The 15,144-nt window shown below is 46.7% G+C and carries 17 protein-coding genes and 1 riboswitch; of the genes, 4 read left to right on the top strand and 13 right to left on the bottom strand.

The window, feature by feature from the left end:
- Window positions 1–46: 46 nt before the first annotated feature.
- From BS614_RS06645 to BS614_RS06605, 9 genes are all read right to left on the bottom strand, one after another.
- Complete coding sequence (locus BS614_RS06645) at window positions 47–418, bottom strand: hypothetical protein (RefSeq protein ID WP_074093350.1); 372 nt, start codon at window positions 416–418, stop codon at window positions 47–49.
- A 142-nt stretch (window positions 419–560) separates the two neighbouring features.
- Entirely contained in the window at window positions 561–1,025 is a 465-nt protein-coding gene (locus BS614_RS06640; RefSeq protein ID WP_074093349.1) for a DUF420 domain-containing protein, read from the bottom strand.
- Window positions 1,026–1,059: 34 nt separating this feature from the next.
- Window positions 1,060–1,983, bottom strand: a complete 924-nt coding sequence (gene ctaG, locus BS614_RS06635) for a cytochrome c oxidase assembly factor CtaG (protein ID WP_074093348.1) — start codon at window positions 1,981–1,983, stop codon at window positions 1,060–1,062.
- A gap of 108 nt (window positions 1,984–2,091) precedes the next feature.
- Window positions 2,092–2,412 (bottom strand): cytochrome C oxidase subunit IV family protein, encoded by a 321-nt coding sequence (locus tag BS614_RS06630; protein ID WP_036613178.1) that lies wholly within the window; start codon window positions 2,410–2,412, stop codon window positions 2,092–2,094.
- Window positions 2,413–2,415: 3 nt separating this feature from the next.
- Window positions 2,416–3,042 carry a cytochrome c oxidase subunit 3 gene (locus tag BS614_RS06625; protein ID WP_047840264.1) on the bottom strand — a complete coding sequence of 209 codons (627 nt, stop codon included), beginning with the start codon at window positions 3,040–3,042 and terminating at the stop codon, window positions 2,416–2,418.
- The gene (ctaD, locus tag BS614_RS06620) at window positions 3,039–4,889 is read right to left on the bottom strand and encodes a cytochrome c oxidase subunit I (protein ID WP_425320276.1); all 1,851 of its coding nucleotides are present in this window, start codon (window positions 4,887–4,889) and stop codon (window positions 3,039–3,041) included. Before ctaD ends, BS614_RS06625 begins: the two co-directional genes overlap by 4 nt.
- A 71-nt stretch (window positions 4,890–4,960) precedes the next feature.
- On the bottom strand, window positions 4,961–6,013 hold the full coding sequence (gene coxB / locus BS614_RS06615) for a cytochrome c oxidase subunit II (RefSeq protein ID WP_047840266.1): 1,053 nt from the start codon (window positions 6,011–6,013) through the stop codon (window positions 4,961–4,963).
- A gap of 565 nt (window positions 6,014–6,578) precedes the next feature.
- Complete coding sequence (gene map, locus BS614_RS06610) at window positions 6,579–7,340, bottom strand: type I methionyl aminopeptidase (RefSeq protein ID WP_074093346.1); 762 nt, start codon at window positions 7,338–7,340, stop codon at window positions 6,579–6,581.
- A gap of 133 nt (window positions 7,341–7,473) precedes the next feature.
- Window positions 7,474–7,662 carry a hypothetical protein gene (locus tag BS614_RS06605; RefSeq protein ID WP_017690840.1) on the bottom strand — a complete coding sequence of 63 codons (189 nt, stop codon included), beginning with the start codon at window positions 7,660–7,662 and terminating at the stop codon, window positions 7,474–7,476.
- 399 nt (window positions 7,663–8,061) lie between these two features.
- Between BS614_RS06605 and BS614_RS06600 the strand changes: the two genes are divergently transcribed.
- Both BS614_RS06600 and BS614_RS06595 read left to right on the top strand, forming a co-directional pair.
- Window positions 8,062–8,337, top strand: a complete 276-nt coding sequence (locus BS614_RS06600; RefSeq protein ID WP_036613189.1) for a hypothetical protein — start codon at window positions 8,062–8,064, stop codon at window positions 8,335–8,337.
- A gap of 195 nt (window positions 8,338–8,532) precedes the next feature.
- Window positions 8,533–8,871: a DUF4870 domain-containing protein gene (locus tag BS614_RS06595; protein WP_047840268.1), complete on the top strand. Its 339-nt coding sequence runs from the start codon at window positions 8,533–8,535 to the stop codon at window positions 8,869–8,871.
- Window positions 8,872–8,967: 96 nt separating this feature from the next.
- Here BS614_RS06595 and BS614_RS06590 read toward each other — a convergent pair whose 3' ends face one another.
- The 3 genes from BS614_RS06590 to BS614_RS06580 form a co-directional block, all read right to left on the bottom strand.
- Window positions 8,968–10,059, bottom strand: a complete 1,092-nt coding sequence (locus tag BS614_RS06590; protein WP_074093345.1) for a DUF418 domain-containing protein — start codon at window positions 10,057–10,059, stop codon at window positions 8,968–8,970.
- 448 nt (window positions 10,060–10,507) lie between these two features.
- The gene (locus BS614_RS06585) at window positions 10,508–11,869 is read right to left on the bottom strand and encodes a nucleobase:cation symporter-2 family protein (protein WP_036613194.1); all 1,362 of its coding nucleotides are present in this window, start codon (window positions 11,867–11,869) and stop codon (window positions 10,508–10,510) included.
- Between the two features lies 1 nt (window position 11,870).
- Entirely contained in the window at window positions 11,871–12,458 is a 588-nt protein-coding gene (locus tag BS614_RS06580; RefSeq protein WP_036613196.1) for a xanthine phosphoribosyltransferase, read from the bottom strand.
- 300 nt (window positions 12,459–12,758) lie between these two features.
- Window positions 12,759–12,858, bottom strand: a riboswitch (purine riboswitch).
- A 271-nt stretch (window positions 12,859–13,129) separates the two neighbouring features.
- On the opposite strand from BS614_RS06580, the gene mscL reads away from it, so the two are divergent.
- Window positions 13,130–13,624 carry a large conductance mechanosensitive channel protein MscL gene (gene mscL / locus BS614_RS06575; RefSeq protein WP_036613199.1) on the top strand — a complete coding sequence of 165 codons (495 nt, stop codon included), beginning with the start codon at window positions 13,130–13,132 and terminating at the stop codon, window positions 13,622–13,624.
- Window positions 13,625–13,866: 242 nt separating this feature from the next.
- Here mscL and BS614_RS06570 read toward each other — a convergent pair whose 3' ends face one another.
- Window positions 13,867–14,169 carry a hypothetical protein gene (locus tag BS614_RS06570; protein WP_074093344.1) on the bottom strand — a complete coding sequence of 101 codons (303 nt, stop codon included), beginning with the start codon at window positions 14,167–14,169 and terminating at the stop codon, window positions 13,867–13,869.
- A gap of 79 nt (window positions 14,170–14,248) precedes the next feature.
- Here BS614_RS06570 and BS614_RS06565 point away from each other — a divergent pair, with 79 nt between their 5' ends.
- Window positions 14,249–14,902 carry an NUDIX hydrolase gene (locus tag BS614_RS06565; RefSeq protein ID WP_074093343.1) on the top strand — a complete coding sequence of 218 codons (654 nt, stop codon included), beginning with the start codon at window positions 14,249–14,251 and terminating at the stop codon, window positions 14,900–14,902.
- Window positions 14,903–15,144 lie beyond the last annotated feature (242 nt).

The raw sequence follows: 15,144 nt of genomic DNA, 5'->3' as shown, positions 1-15,144 counted from the left end.
GCCCTTTGCCGCTCTCTAGCACCTGTTAGAAGAAGAGGCCTTACGATTAAACGAGGTTATAACCACTAGGCAGACTGCGGTTGGCGCGGATCGCACGAATCTCGGCCAGAGTCAGCCGCTGATTCGTAGAGATCAGGGATTCCACGTCATTGCCACGGATCAGATCATCCAAATCTCTCAAGTTGGTGTTGCCACGGAAGACCCGGAATCCACCTTGGAAGTTAGGACGTGTAAACACAACCAGTGTTGCATTGGAACTTGTTGAGAAAAAGCGCAGGCTCTCCACCCCATCCAAAATATTGTCCAGGTTACGAAGACCCGTGTTGCCACGATAGATGCGGCTTCTCCCTCTGTAGTTCTCTTCTGAATACACGGTAAGACGTGGATACGTCTGACTGACGTTGACTGTTTTTTTCATTTTCTTTCCCCCTCTCGAACTCATTCTATGAATGAATGAGAGAGGAAGCGTGGACGAATCGTCTACTAGATTCGTCCATTTTCATATTTTCAGAAAGTTATAGTGACGCACGCCAGAGTAGCCGGTGGTTATATCTATACTTTTATACGCCGAGGATAACTTCCCATACCGGACGTGTATGACCACCAGGATATAAGAGATATAGAAGAACATACACGACAACACCTGTTAGCGCTGATCCGAACCAGATCATGGAGGTGAACTTACCCCAGCGGCGATGTTTTCCGAACTTCTTTTTGAACCCCAGCACCAGTGTGGAGATGCCGAATATCGCTGCCACGGTAGCCAGGATAATATGAAAGATCAGAAATATCCGATAAAAGATCTCCAGATCCGGGTCCCCGCCCCAAGCTGTATTGCCCACGAACACTGTACGAGACATATAGATTACAAAGAAGATTAGAGCTGCAATAGCACCTGCTACCATGGCGGACTGATGAGCCTCACGTTTACCCCGAATAATCAGTACCCATCCAATCCCCACCAGTACTGCACTAATCACAATGAAAGAAGTACTGATCGTTGGTAGCCAAAAATACATATCCATCGTGTGTTCCCCCTCTTGTCAGAACATTACTTCATTATTTGGCAGTCGGATTGAGCGGCCCCCCTGTGCCCCCTGCAGGATACGAATCATCATCATCTTCCTGCTTCTCTTTCCGATACCATTGGAAAAAGACATAAGCCAGCATGGAGGCAAAGATTCCTTCCTGAATAAACTTCATTACAATGCCACCGACCTGCTGATCTTCCTTCGCGGAAGACAAAAAGTTGAAGAACGCAGGCCCACCGAATGAGCGAAGTAACGCCGTAGAATCTCCTGACACACAATACCGCATGGCTTCAGCCCATACTGCCGGGTTGCTGTACGTCTGATACAACGGCTCGGACGCAAAAATAATCAATCCACACGCAGGCGTGAGCAGTACCATATTCAGAAAAATAAAACCAATCTTGGATAACCCCGATGCTTGTCTGCCTTCTGGCAATGGATTCAGCAATGTCCACCACATGAGCATCGAGGTGATGAACAATGCAATATAATACAACCGGTGAACGGTAAAATTCAGCATGACGTAATCATGTACAATCGGTAGGTGATACAGCGAGAACAGCCCGTTAAAGAGCACTGCCGCAACAATTGGATGAGCCAGGAACGATAGCTGGCGTGTTGGCAACCAGGTTACGATTTTGCGCCATACCCAGATCGGCAAACCTTTCATCATCAGCGGCGGGGCTACCAGATAGGAGAACGCCATGCTCACCATGTGGAAACTAAACATCACGTGACCAAGCAGATTAAATGGTCCAGCCTGAGCCAGATACAGGACAAACAGCCCTGTAATAAACATGATTTTCTGTGCAGCAGTCGCAGGCTCTGCATCCTTTATTTGCTCGCTTAACGGTCCCACGAGCACCAGATAAGCCGCAGCAATGATCAGAAATAAAGCCAATATAAGCGGACTCCATAAGTCGTTGAAGCTAAAATATTGCAACCCGAGCATACGGGAAACCTCCCCGTGACCTGATTTGGTTGTTGCCTTCATTACTTTGTGAAGATTCATTCGCCAAAAAGGGGAAAAGACGGCGGCATTGCGCCGCCGCCATCTCCTTTACCACCAGACCCAATAGAGTGCCATAATGATGCACGTAAAGGCTACGAAAAAGCCAAAGGCCATGAACAGAATCGGCATCAAGTGCCCTTTGTCCTTCAAGTGCATCCAATAACCCAATTGAACGAATACTTGAAGAATAGCCATGACGAGCAAAATAATAATGATAAAGGTTGTGTTGACCCCTCCGGCAGAAGCAGCCGCAAACGCAATCAGCGTAAGAATAATGGAGAAGATAAACACCACGACGTGTTTCTGTGGCCCTTCCGTCCGGTGACGGTGTTTCACAGGCTGTTGATCTGTCTTATCCTGTGCCGACATGTGCTACCCCACCTTTCCGAGCAGGTACACGACCGTAAAGATGAACACCCATACCACGTCAATAAAGTGCCAGTACATTGCGGAGACGTATACTTTAGGTGCGGTTACGACCGTCAATCCTTTTTTGAACAGCTGACCGATAATGATTCCGATCCACACAATACCAAAAGCAACGTGGGCTCCGTGGAACCCGACCAGTGTATAGAATGCTGAACTGAATGCACTCGTGGTCATGCCAAACTCTTTATGTTTCACATACTCGTAGAACTCGTAAATTTCCAGTGCGAGAAATCCCATACCCAGCACTACCGTGATGCCAAGCCACAACGCCAGTGCATCTCGCTTGCCCTTATGCATGGCCTGAATCGCAAATACACTCGTCAAACTACTGACCAGGAGAATGAACGTTGCAGCGGCCACAAGTGGCAGGTGGAACAGTTCATTCGCCGTAGGTCCATCATTGGTTTGGCCACGAAGAGCCAGGAAGGTAGCAAAGAGTGTACCGAACAGTACCGTCTCGCCGCCAAGGAACAACCAGAAGGCGATAAGTTTGTTACGGCCTTCCAGCGTTGCTTTCTCCGGTTCATGCGGCAATTTGTCGTTCACCGGTTCGGCATGTGAGGTTGTCATGTTCTAGCCCCCTTCTCATCCTGATCCTCCGGTTCAATATGCCAGCCATGATCATCATAAAGTGAACGAAGTGCCATTGCGCCAAATGTGATTACGAGACCAATAATAACTACAATATAATTGTTGAAAATGACATTCATAAACGCATTACCAAATTCATCATTGCTGAACATCAAGCCAAGTCCGGCGATAAAGATACCTACTGACATTACAAACGGCAACGGCGTTGCTGAAGGCATATGAATCGAACCTACAGGTTCTGCCGGTGTCATCTCCGTATGTCCTGCCATTTTTTCCTTCCAATATGCATCAATTCCGCGTACCAGCGGTGTCTGCTTGAAGTTATATTCCGGCGGCGGAGATGGAATAGACCATTCCAGTGTACGGCCGTCTTCCCACGGATCGTTTGGCGCGCCAGCTGGTTTTCTCATTGTGATTACGATGTTCACGAGGAACAGGATAACCCCAACACCCATTAGAAACGCACCGACGGAGCTGACCAGATTGAGCAGGTCAAAGTCCTGATTCGGCAAGTATGTAACGATCCGGCGCTGCATCCCCATCAGACCGAGGAAATGCTGTACAAAGAACGTTAATTGGAAACCGATCATAAATGTCCAGAACGTCCATTTGCCCAGTGTTTCGCTGAGAATACGTCCGAACATCTTCGGCCACCAGTAATGCAGTCCCGAGAACAATCCAAGTACGAGTCCCCCTACAATAACGTAGTGGAAGTGGGCTACCACAAAGTACGTATCATGGAACTGGAAGTCTGCCGGAGCAGATGCCAGCATAACGCCTGTAACGCCACCCATAACGAAGGTTGGGACGAATCCAACAGCAAACAGGTTTGCCGCTGTAAAACGGATCTGTCCACCCCACATTGTAAAGAGCCAGTTAAAGATTTTGATCCCGGTAGGTACGGCAATCAACATCGTGGAGATGGAGAAAAGCGCGTTGGCTACATTACCCAGACCTGTTGTAAACATGTGATGCGCCCATACCATGAAGCCCAGAAAGGCAATCAGGATGGTGGCAAATACCATGGAGCTGTATCCGAACAACCGTTTACGCGAGAAGGTCGGAATAACCTCCGAGATAATACCAAATGCCGGCAAAATCAGAATGTATACTTCCGGGTGCCCGAAGATCCAGAAGATGTGCTGCCAGAGTACGGGGTTACCGCCACCTGCGACATCGAAGAAATTCGCTCCCAGTATACGGTCAAACGTCAAAAGTACAAGCCCTACCGTGATGGCAGGAAAAGCAAAAAGGATAATGGCAGATGTAATAAATGTCGTCCATGTAAACATCGGCATCCGCATGTAGGACATTCCTGGAGCACGCATTGTAATAATCGTTGCGAGAAAGTTAATGCCCCCGATGAGCGTTCCCAGACCCGCGATCTGAAGGCCGATGGTGTAGAAATCCACACCATGCGTTCCACTGTACTCACTGCCCGAAAGCGGCGTATATGAGGTCCAGCCCGCATCCGGTGCTCCGCCCATAACCCAGCTCAGGTTCAGCAACAATCCACCAAACAGGAATGTCCAGAAACCCAGCGCGTTAAGAAACGGGAAAGCAACGTCCCGTGCCCCGATCTGCAAAGGCACGACAGCATTCATAATGGCAAAAATAAGTGGCATGACACCAAGGAAAATCATCGTTGTTCCATGCATTGTAATCAATTCGTTGAAGACCTGTGCCGATACAAAATCATTCATAGGCTTCATCAGTTGAATCCGAATCAAAATGGCTTCAATGCCGCCGATTCCAAAGAAAAATCCACCCGCAACCAAATAGAGAATGGCAATTTTTTTGTGATCGACGGTGGTGATCCAATCCATCAAGCCCCTGTACCTCTTGACGCTATGCGCATGAGCCAAGGTTGTGTACCCCCTTCTTCGTCCTTGCTGTTCTATTCATAGTCCAATTTGTAGTTGGCCAGATATTCGGCAATTCCGTCGATTTCTTCATCCGTCAACCCAAGATCTTTGGGATTCGGCATGGTATTGCCCGGCTTCACGGATTGTGGATCATGGAGCCATTCTTTCATGTTATCCAGTACCGGACTACCTTCTTCCTGTCCCTCGCGAGAATTCAGCAAAATGCCTGCGACAGATTCCTTGCCGCCGATTCCCGTCAGGTTAGGTGCAACCGGTCCACCTTGATCACCAACAGCGTGGCAAGAAAGGCAGTTTGTTTTGAACTTTTCAGCCAATTGAGTGTCTTCAGGAAGGACTGCGGGTGCTTTCATCTGGTTCACCCATCTGTCAAAGGATTCCTGACTTACTGCTTTTACCTTAAACTCCATGAAAGCATGCGATCTGCCACATAATTCGGCACATTTACCACGGTAAACGCCTTCATTCGGTGCAGAGAAACTGAACTTGTTAAGTGTTCCATCCGGGTTTGTGTCCATTTTGCCCGCAAGTGACGGCACCCAGAAGGAGTGAAGCACGTCCGCGGTTTTTAATTCGAATGCAATTTTTGTTCCGGTCGGGATGATGAGATCTTGAGCGGTGGTTACGTCATATTGAGGATAAGTGAATTCCCACCAGTACTGATGCGAGGTGACTTGGACCTTAAGTGCATTTTTGTCATTGGACAGATCTTCGCCTTGGGCAAAAATCGTTTGGACCGTCGGTACTGCCAGAACAATAACCAGCAATAACGGAATGGCTGTCCAGATTACTTCCAGCTTGAAATTACCTTCAACCTGTTCGGGCATCTCAGTCTGCCCAGCTCGTCTACGAAACCGGATCAGAACATAGGCCGCTATGGCAAATACAATGATGAGCACCACGATCATAATCGCGATGGATAACTTCATCAGATCATATTGGCCTTGCGCTACAGGACCCTGAGGTTTCATTACCGACAAGTCTTCCCGCCCGCATGCGGATAGCAGCAAAGAGAACACCGCCAGCAAGGGGAGAATTCGCTTTGCAACCTGCCACTGTTTCATCATTGATCTACCCCACTTTTTTACGTTTTCGTAGATTACCGTTGTCGTTCGGTAGAAAGGCAACAAAAGGTACGTTTCAGCACGATACGCATAATCCTCTTCATCATACAGAACGCTTAGAAAAATAACGCTTCCAGTACTCCCGTGATTTCCTGCTCAGGGCATGTCTGCGCATTCTTCCAATTCATTCTATATGCTTCAATCACTTATTAAATATAAGTTGATGGTATGATTTTGTCAATCTTTGGACACATGTTCACAAATTGTTCACTTTATGTAAAAAACCGCTCTACAACTTGATTTGCAAACGATTTCAGTTAAAAGTATTACACTCTACATTTGAAAATTTTTGCCAAATTTCGGTGATAAAACTCGATTTATTGGTGAATTTTCTCACAATGAAAACATGTGCTATTATGCAAAAGAAAGATCAGAATTTATGGAAAACCTCTTCCATATCCATTCAGAAGACATGCCTATCGCTCCATACCGCTATCTTCAAGCTCAAAACAGCATGGAGCATTTGGGAGAAAGTTCAACTCAAGTCCTCTTCTTCACTGACTTCATCTCACGTACCATCGGTCAGAATCAAGGGGCCATTCCCAGTAATCGCAACCGTATGCTCATACTGGACCCCCCAGCTGCCATCTACCGTCCTTACCGTCCATCCATCTTCATCCCACACAACGGCCCCGGAACTGCCTTTTGTAAAGATTGGTTCAATCGTAATAACCATGCCCTCGGTGAGCATCGTGCCCGTTCTGCGTTTGCCATAAGGCAGAACATTTGGGGGTTCATGAATATATTGACCAATCCCATGACCAATGAGAGGCTTCACGATTCCGTACCGATACAATCTGGCTGTTCGTTCAATGGCACTTCCAATATCTCCGAGTGTATTCCCTGGAACTGCCTGGGCAATCGCCCGCTCAAGTGCCTTCTCCGTGCGCCTCATCAGCTTGCGAATGGATCTGCTTGTTTCACCAATTCCATATGTCCAGGCCGAGTCAGCAAGCCAGCCGTCTTTGTTCACCACCATATCGATGGTCACTACATCCCCGCTCGCCAACTCCTCTTCCCCCGGAAATCCGTGGCAGACCACTTCATTGACAGAGGCACACGTCGCGTACGGATATCCTTTGTACCCTTTTTGCTCCGGTGTGGCTCCTCGTGCTGCCAGAAACTCTTCCACCCGCTCATTAATCGCTGCGGTCGTGATACCAGGGACCATCCACTGCTCAATATGCTGGTGACAGCTCCACAAAATTCTTCCTGCTTCCCGCATGTAGCCAATCTCTTCTTTGGTTTTCAAAATAGGGTCCACATGCATTCATCCTTCCCGCTGTAGGTGTACTCCCATATATATGCAGCAGGAACGCAAAAAAAACCGCCTTCCGGAGCTTAACGCCCGAGAGACGGTTCTATTCATTATCGGAACAGTATAATCAGAGTTGTGTGTTGTTTCAGGACACGGAAGAATCCATCTTGACAAGCTCATGCTCAACCACAGAAGTCAATTCTTCCTCATATCCACCCGTAATCCGGTATTTTCTCACGTACTCCTTCACGAATTTTTTTGGATCTTTAGGACGGAAAATCCGAGTCATTTCCCTCAAACTTTCTTTGACCTCATTGTGACCTTTCGTTGCCATTGTAATTCCCTCCCAAAACGTTGAAAGTGAATGCTCCGTTTAGAGAATGCCGAATAAGTCTTAAATGCCATCCATGAAGTTGTGTGCGCGGCTTAAAGCAAGCTTTAGGTCGGGAACCTCGCTAGAAAGCAAGTACCTGACACTATAAATACCCGATATGATTCGGAATGAATCATAATCTTATTGTAGCATATTCGGAAGTATCTTACGACTTGACGATTTCCTCTAATAAATATAACGGTTTTCATGCCCAAAAAGTTTAATTCCGAATCATATCTTAAGATTGCCACCATTCTATACGGAATTAATATATCCAGCATAACACTGAACTATTCGGGGGATATTATCACGGACAACCCATACAGTTAAATTACTGGTATCCAAAGGAGGCGTCGTCTCATGGACCGCAAAGAACAAGATATGCTGCCCCTTTCGCATGAAAAGGTGGAAGTAGACGGAGTTTACATCAATGAAGCTGGACGTGAGGAACATCTGCACCGGGGGCAACATTTCCCGGCCGATCCCGTTCTTGGCAAGTCGGAATGGAAACTGACCGAATATGCATATGATAATCATCACGAAGGACGAACCGATGAGCGGTTGGTTCCCAAAGAAAACGACACCGATAAAATGGGCAAGATTACAAACCCTCGCAGACAGATCGAGGGCGGATAACGATTTCGTTCGTGCAACGTATTAATCGTAAACGACAATAGGGGCAGAGTAAGCTGTACAATGGCTTACTCTGCCCCTGTTTGCTTTTTCCTATGTGTTGCATCCCCATCCGTTCACAGGCAAATTAATTCATCGGTTCAGTTCTATACATCTCTCTCATAGCCTAGTTAAAAAGGTCAAAGGAGGCTGGACCGGATGTCCCCCATGAAATCGTCTAGCGGTCTGGATGAAAATATTGCCGGTATGCTTTGTTATCTGTTTACATTTGTAGGTGGGATTGTCTTTCTCGCTGTGGAGAAGCGGAGTCGGTTCGTGTTATTTCATGCGCTGCAATCTGTAACGGTCTTTGGCATCATTATGGTCGGGCATGTATTATCAGCTTTCCTTCCGTTGTTCGGACCACTGGTGGCATCGCTGTTATCCCTGCTTGGTGTAGTGGTCTGGCTTATTATGGTCGTTACCAGCTTGCAGGGGAAATGGCTAAAACTGCCGTGGGTTGGCGATTTTGCAGAAAAACAGCTGCGTCATCTGTAACTTCAAACAAAAGGTATACGTGTTCCAAAAAGAAAAGACGATCCGTTTCCGTTCAACCGGATGTGGATCGTCTTTGATTATAACGAGGGAAACGAGTCAACCTCTAGCCCTTGTATCATGAACACGTGGCTCAGAATGCTTTTTACGGATCGGAATGAAACTTAGATAGGTACCACATCTCCATACCCATTCCAGCGGCCCATACTGGTACCAGCGCATCCACAGATTACTGGCGATGACTTGTAAAATAACCATACCAATGCACACAAGGGTAGACACCATATACGATACAGCAGCATCTGCAAATATGAGTTGGTATACCACTAACAAAATGATGGTCTGTGCAATATAATTGGTCAGGGCCATTCGTCCGAATGCATGCAGGGGACTTAATATTTTGGAAAAGGTCATGTTCTGGTTCAATCTCAGTAATGTACTTAGATAAAAGATGGATACCACCGGACCAATTGCCACACCGATATGTTCTAATCGAAAAGCAGCATCCATATTGGCTTGCTCAGCAACAGGCAGGCTCGCACCAATCACTTCGTATAGAAACGGACTCATCGCATCCGGAGGAGCAACCCACCACATGATACCGATCCCCACCGTAGAAGCGATGAATGAAATGAACCAGATTCTGCCCAGATACGGAAGTCCTTTCTGGATCTTCTCCATCAGTTGATATTGACCTGCTGACAATCCCAGTATAATTAAAAAAGGAATCGTTAGCATTTTGACACCTATCGCGGCGGCTGCAATAAATCCCACCACACCGAGCACCAAATTCACAGTTCGAGGTGCCCAATATAACGGAATGACAACCAGCCCTATGATGGCATAAAGAAATAAAGCTTCTCCAGACTGATACTGTTGATGAATATATCCCAGCGCTAATAAAATAAGCATCCTGCGGATATAGAGAAACAGCTTGGTTTGACCTTTGGCAGCTGACCGGCTTAGAAAAAGATAAAATCCAAGGCCAAATAAAAAACAGAAGATATCGTAAAAACGTGCCTCCACCAAAAAATATAATGCTCGTTGGATCCAAAAATCTACACGAGTATCCGGCTTCAACATAACCCACAATGCCAATACATTTACGAATGGTAGGCCTATCAAGGAAAACCCTCGAAACAAATCCAGAAACTTCATTCGATCTTGTTTTAATACAGGTTGATAATTCATCGTTCCTCCCAGTGAAATTATTGTTATGTAATCAAAAAGCGATTGGATCGCTTATCTCTTTGGTGTATATCCCCATGCATGATAACAGTCTATCCTTCATACAACATGGCTTGCCATCGAATTAGGTGAATAACTTCTTACAACCGGCATAAGGTCTTGTTCCTGTATTGTTCCTGTACAGCAGCACATTGGACGCTATGCTGATGATAAACAAAGCAAAAAACACCGAAAACATGACTCTGTTGAGCCTGTATCTTCGGTGTTTCACATATAAAGAGGGCTTGTTCATGCGATTGAATATTCATAGCATAAATGATGTATGTCATAAACCATTCATGCTGTATATCACCATGATTAACCTGATTCATTATTTATCTTGTGAATCGTCTATTTATAACAGTTAACATAACAATACTGCTGGATAATAATCCTAGCCTAATTCGGCTATTTAAGCTGACTTGCCCGTCTCTCCGAGGATGGCATCTGCCTGTTGTTCAGCCATTTTGGCAGCCGTTTCCTTGGTACCCAGACCGTTGAACAGCAGGTTCATGAAGATCGCCGTGAAGCTTCCTGCAATGATACCATTACCGAGCATAATCTGAGCCCAGGCCGGTGCACCTGCGAACAACTCAGGTACAACGGTAACCCCAAGCCCCATACCTACAGAACAAGCGATGACAAACAGATTCTCATGTCGGTTCAGATCAACCTGACTGCCGATAATCCGAATGCCTGATGATACCACCATGCCAAACAAGGCCACCATGGCTCCGCCAAGTACTGCCCCTGGAACGAGCTGTGCGAGGGCTGCAATTTTTGGTACAAATCCAATGACCACCAGGATTCCACCAGCCACAACAATGACATCACGTGTCTTCACACGTGTCATCTGTACCAGTCCTACATTTTGCGAATACGTTGTATACGGGAACGAGTTGAAAATACCACCTAACACAATGGCTAGACCCTCTGCGCGATAACCGCGCGCCAGATCCTTGGACGACAGGTCCTTGTCCAGAATTTTGCCCAGAGCCATAAATACACCTGTGGACTCGGCCACGCTGACAATCGCCACCAGAATCATCGTCAGGATCGGTACAATCTCAAATGTCGGTCTGCCGAAGTAAAACGGCTGAACAACGTGGAACCAACTTGCATCGCGAATAGGAGCAAAATTAACCTCGCCCATAAACCCTGCCGCAATCGTACCTACGAGTAGACCAATCAATACTGAGATGGAACGGATAAAACCTGTAGTGAATCGAGTCATTAAAATGATAAAGAGCAGCACGCCGAAGCCGAGCATTAGATTAACTCCGCTGCCGAAATCTTCTGATCCCTGACCGCCGCCCAGATCGTGGAAAGCAACGGGAATCAAGGTTAAACCGATGATCGTAACCACCGAACCCGTAACCACTGGTGGAAAGAGCCGAATAAGCTTCCCAAAGATTCCGGAGAAGATTAATACGAACAGCCCTGAGGCAATAATTGCTCCGTAAATGGCAGATACTCCACTGTTCATCCCGATTAGGATCATCGGAGACACGGCCTGGAATGCACAACCGAGCATGACAGGCAGCCCTACGCCGAAATATTTATTTCCCCATACCTGAAGCAATGTAGCCACACCACATGCGAGCAAGTCAATGGCAATGAGATAGGTTAGTTGTTCCTGTGTAAAACCCAATGCATTACTAACGATCAATGGGACAACAACAGCTCCTGCATACATTGCAAGCACGTGCTGTAGTCCGAGGGAGAATGTTTTGATTGGATGCCGATGACGCTGAAAAATACGTTCGCGTGCCATATTAGTTCGTGCCCTCCTCGTCCGCAAATGTAACCTGTCCATCCGACAGTGCCCCGATGCGAACCAATGATTCCACACGGTATCCTGCTTCTTTCAGCAAGCGACCTCCCGGCTGGAATGCTTTTTCAATAACAATACCGATACCCACCACTTCGGCTCCAACCTGCTCCACAATGCGAGCCAGACCAAATGCTGCTTCGCCATTCGCCAGAAAATCATCAATGATCAGCACGCGATCACCAGGCTTCATGAACTTCTTGGCAACGGTAATTTCATTGGTCTCTTGCTTCGTGAAGGAGTAGACCTTCTCTACCAGAATGTCTTCCGTCAGTGTGAGCGACTTCTGCTTCCGTGCAAAGATCAGCGGCACGTTCAGCTCCAACGCAGTCATGATACCTGGGGCGATCCCTGACGACTCAATCGTCAGCACGCGAGTAATATTCTCGCCTTCAAAGCGGCGAATGAACTCCTTGCCCACTTCCTTCATCAAAACCGGGTCCATCTGGTGGTTCAGGAATGAATCCACTTTGAGTACTTGCTCGGACAGGACAATACCTTCCTGTCTCACCTTGTCTTTTAACAATTGCATTGTAATTCTTCCCCCTGAATGCCCTCCGCACAGAAGCTCACATGCTCTTCCAATCGCATGGTAAAAAAGCAAAAAGCCCGCCTTTTCACACGCTGCGGAATAACCGGAGACGGGAAAGACGGACTTGTACGTATATGGACAAGCCGTATGGATGCTGCAAGTGTACTGGATGGACAGAATGACAGGAGTTCAATCCTGCTGTGAGAAACCTCAAACAGTGTAGTCAGAAACAGATAAAAGCCACTTGAACCTGCTCTTCAGTCAAACTGTCTGAGAATGATCTCATGCCAACCCTACAAAACATTGCAACATCTTTCCCGTAGTCCGATCATTCCGGTGATCAGGTAGAGACATGCAGGCCTATTCCTGCACATATACGAGTAACGGCATATTTAATTTTTTGGCTCCATGATTCGTTACAATGTATGATCGCGAACCTGAATGTAAAAGGTTAAACATAACTGACAATGTTAGAAGTATACCGAATCGACGGCGTGAAATAAAGAAGTATTTTCATGGAAGTTGCGGAAACTTGTCTTAATTTGCAAACAGGGGGTGATTGGAATCTATTTTTTATGTACAATATGAGAACGGAAGCGCGGATCTGAACGGAGAATGGATGGAAACGCGGCCTAGATTTTGAATCGAATGATCAAAGGAGATATGTAAACATGAAAGGCGTACTTAACGAATTCAAGGAATTTGCCGTCCGCGGCAACGTCATCGATCTGGCGGTCGGTGTCATTATTGGGGCTGCTTTTGGTAAAATCGTCACCTCCCTTGTGAATGATATCATCATGCCCCCGGTTGGAAAACTGATGGGTGGAATCGACTTCAGTCAGAAAATCATCAACCTGGACCGGGATATCAAAACAGCAAACGGACAGGACATCACCACCCTCGCTCAAGCCAACGAAGCTGGGGCTACCGTGATTGCTTATGGACAGTTCATCAACGTCATGATTGATTTTCTTATCGTTGCGTTCTGTATCTTCATGCTTGTGAAGGGCATCAACTATCTGAAAAGCAAAGAACACAAAAAGCCCGAGCCGCAAAAAACGACCAAGGCTTGCAAGTATTGCCTATCAGAAATTCCAGCCGCGGCCACCCGCTGCTCGCACTGTACTTCAGAGCTCGAAGCTGAAGGCACCGGTGCTCTAGCATAATCACGATGAACGTTTAATGACGCACCGAGTTGAATTACGGATATAAATCCTGATGCGGGGGACAACCTCTTACGTGCTAGGGTTTATGTATGAAAAGCTAGCCATATGGGCTTCATTAACTATGGGTTGCGTAGCTTAAAGGTTTGAAGGTTCCACCGTAAAGGTGGGGCCTTTTTTTGTGCCTAACATACATGTATTACATATGCTCCCCCATGAATTTCATTTGCGGCCATTCTCATGAATTAGAAGCGGCGTGGCAGCAAATGCTCCAGGATCGACTTCAGATCCTTATCTTCCTTGTAAACTTCTTCCCCAGTATCAAGCTCTGTCACACGAATATATTCAAAGTTTGCCGAAGCATCCACTGGCTTGAACAACAATTGGGCCTCATCTTCCAAACGTACATTAAATCCCATATCCTTAAACATGCTGGTTAACTGACTGTTAGCCGGTTCCTGACCTTGCCCTACAAATATAAGTCCTCTAAGACTTTTACGTTCCTGAGGTTGCGGATAAATCACCTGAAAGTGTACAATGCATTCCATACGATGGTTCCCCTTTCGTTTAAAACATACTTTGTGAAATTTTGAACTTTAAAATCTGCTATATAAGGAGATACGTTTCATGACCCCAGAACGTTTCGACATTTATGACGATCAGCAAAATTGGATCGGCACTTCACTACGCAGCGAGGTCCATGCCAAAGGATATTGGCACCGTTCATTCCACTGCTGGATCGTGCGTGACGAAGGCGAGCAACGACAGGTTCTTTTTCAGCGGCGGCGTGATATTAAGGATACCTTCCCCGGATGTTATGACATTACAGCAGCAGGTCATCTCACCGCAGGTGAACAACTGCAAGACGCCAGTCGTGAGCTGGAGGAAGAACTGGGTGTGAATACTCCATTCGAGGCACTAACCTATCTACTCACGGCTACACAGCAGCTCCAAGGAGAGGTGCGTGGTGTCCCATTCATAGATCGGGAATTCAGCGCCGTCTATGGATTATGTCTGAACCAGCCGCTCGAAGCCTACGTTCTGCAGCCTAGCGAGGTGGATAGCCTGTATGAAGTGCCGCTGGATGATCTACTCGCTTTGTTTCGTAATGAGATCGACGTCATTCAAGCTACCGGAGTTCAGACCCACCCGTCTAGTGATCATGCAGCTGATGAGCCGGGACGTATCGTTCGCGAGATTCGGGCAACGGAATTTGTACCCCATGGTACAGCTTATTATACGGACGTGCTGGAAGCTCTATATCACGTGCCAAAAGAATGATCATGTAGTATCCTGTTCAACCCGATCCAGTTCAATCGAATGTTCATAGCTTCATTTTCTCAAAAATAGCATAACTTCATACCTTTACTATCGACTTGACTGGAAACAGATGCTGTGACGAACATCACTGTCATATCTCAAACCAGCACAAACAGGCGTCTGCCTTCGGGCAGCGCCTGCTTTATGTACACACGTATTCGTTTCATCAAGATAGATACCTTTGTGCTGGCATGTTCACTCCA

Origin of the sequence: Paenibacillus xylanexedens (genome assembly GCF_001908275.1) — a bacterium.
GTDB lineage: Bacteria > Bacillota > Bacilli > Paenibacillales > Paenibacillaceae > Paenibacillus > Paenibacillus xylanexedens_A.
This window is presented reverse-complemented; position numbering and strand designations above follow the sequence as displayed.

Bases quoted from the DNA above. Each gene is read 5' to 3' on its own strand.
- BS614_RS06580 (WP_036613196.1), bottom strand. From the start codon at position 12,458: ATGCAATTGTTAAAAGACAAGGTGAGACAGGAAGGTATTGTCCTGTCC.
- BS614_RS06645 (WP_074093350.1), bottom strand. From the start codon at position 418: ATGAAAAAAACAGTCAACGTCAGTCAGACGTATCCACGTCTTACCGTG.
- BS614_RS06590 (WP_074093345.1), bottom strand. From the start codon at position 10,059: ATGAATTATCAACCTGTATTAAAACAAGATCGAATGAAGTTTCTGGAT.
- mscL (WP_036613199.1), top strand. From the start codon at position 13,130: ATGAAAGGCGTACTTAACGAATTCAAGGAATTTGCCGTCCGCGGCAAC.
- BS614_RS06605 (WP_017690840.1), bottom strand. From the start codon at position 7,662: ATGGCAACGAAAGGTCACAATGAGGTCAAAGAAAGTTTGAGGGAAATG.
- BS614_RS06640 (WP_074093349.1), bottom strand. From the start codon at position 1,025: ATGGATATGTATTTTTGGCTACCAACGATCAGTACTTCTTTCATTGTG.
- BS614_RS06595 (WP_047840268.1), top strand. From the start codon at position 8,533: ATGTCCCCCATGAAATCGTCTAGCGGTCTGGATGAAAATATTGCCGGT.
- BS614_RS06630 (WP_036613178.1), bottom strand. From the start codon at position 2,412: ATGTCGGCACAGGATAAGACAGATCAACAGCCTGTGAAACACCGTCAC.
- map (WP_074093346.1), bottom strand. From the start codon at position 7,340: ATGCATGTGGACCCTATTTTGAAAACCAAAGAAGAGATTGGCTACATG.
- ctaD (WP_425320276.1), bottom strand. From the start codon at position 4,889: ATGGATTGGATCACCACCGTCGATCACAAAAAAATTGCCATTCTCTAT.
- ctaG (WP_074093348.1), bottom strand. From the start codon at position 1,983: ATGCTCGGGTTGCAATATTTTAGCTTCAACGACTTATGGAGTCCGCTT.
- BS614_RS06625 (WP_047840264.1), bottom strand. From the start codon at position 3,042: ATGACAACCTCACATGCCGAACCGGTGAACGACAAATTGCCGCATGAA.
- coxB (WP_047840266.1), bottom strand. From the start codon at position 6,013: ATGATGAAACAGTGGCAGGTTGCAAAGCGAATTCTCCCCTTGCTGGCG.
- BS614_RS06585 (WP_036613194.1), bottom strand. From the start codon at position 11,869: ATGGCACGCGAACGTATTTTTCAGCGTCATCGGCATCCAATCAAAACA.
- BS614_RS06570 (WP_074093344.1), bottom strand. From the start codon at position 14,169: ATGGAATGCATTGTACACTTTCAGGTGATTTATCCGCAACCTCAGGAA.
- BS614_RS06600 (WP_036613189.1), top strand. From the start codon at position 8,062: ATGGACCGCAAAGAACAAGATATGCTGCCCCTTTCGCATGAAAAGGTG.
- BS614_RS06565 (WP_074093343.1), top strand. From the start codon at position 14,249: ATGACCCCAGAACGTTTCGACATTTATGACGATCAGCAAAATTGGATC.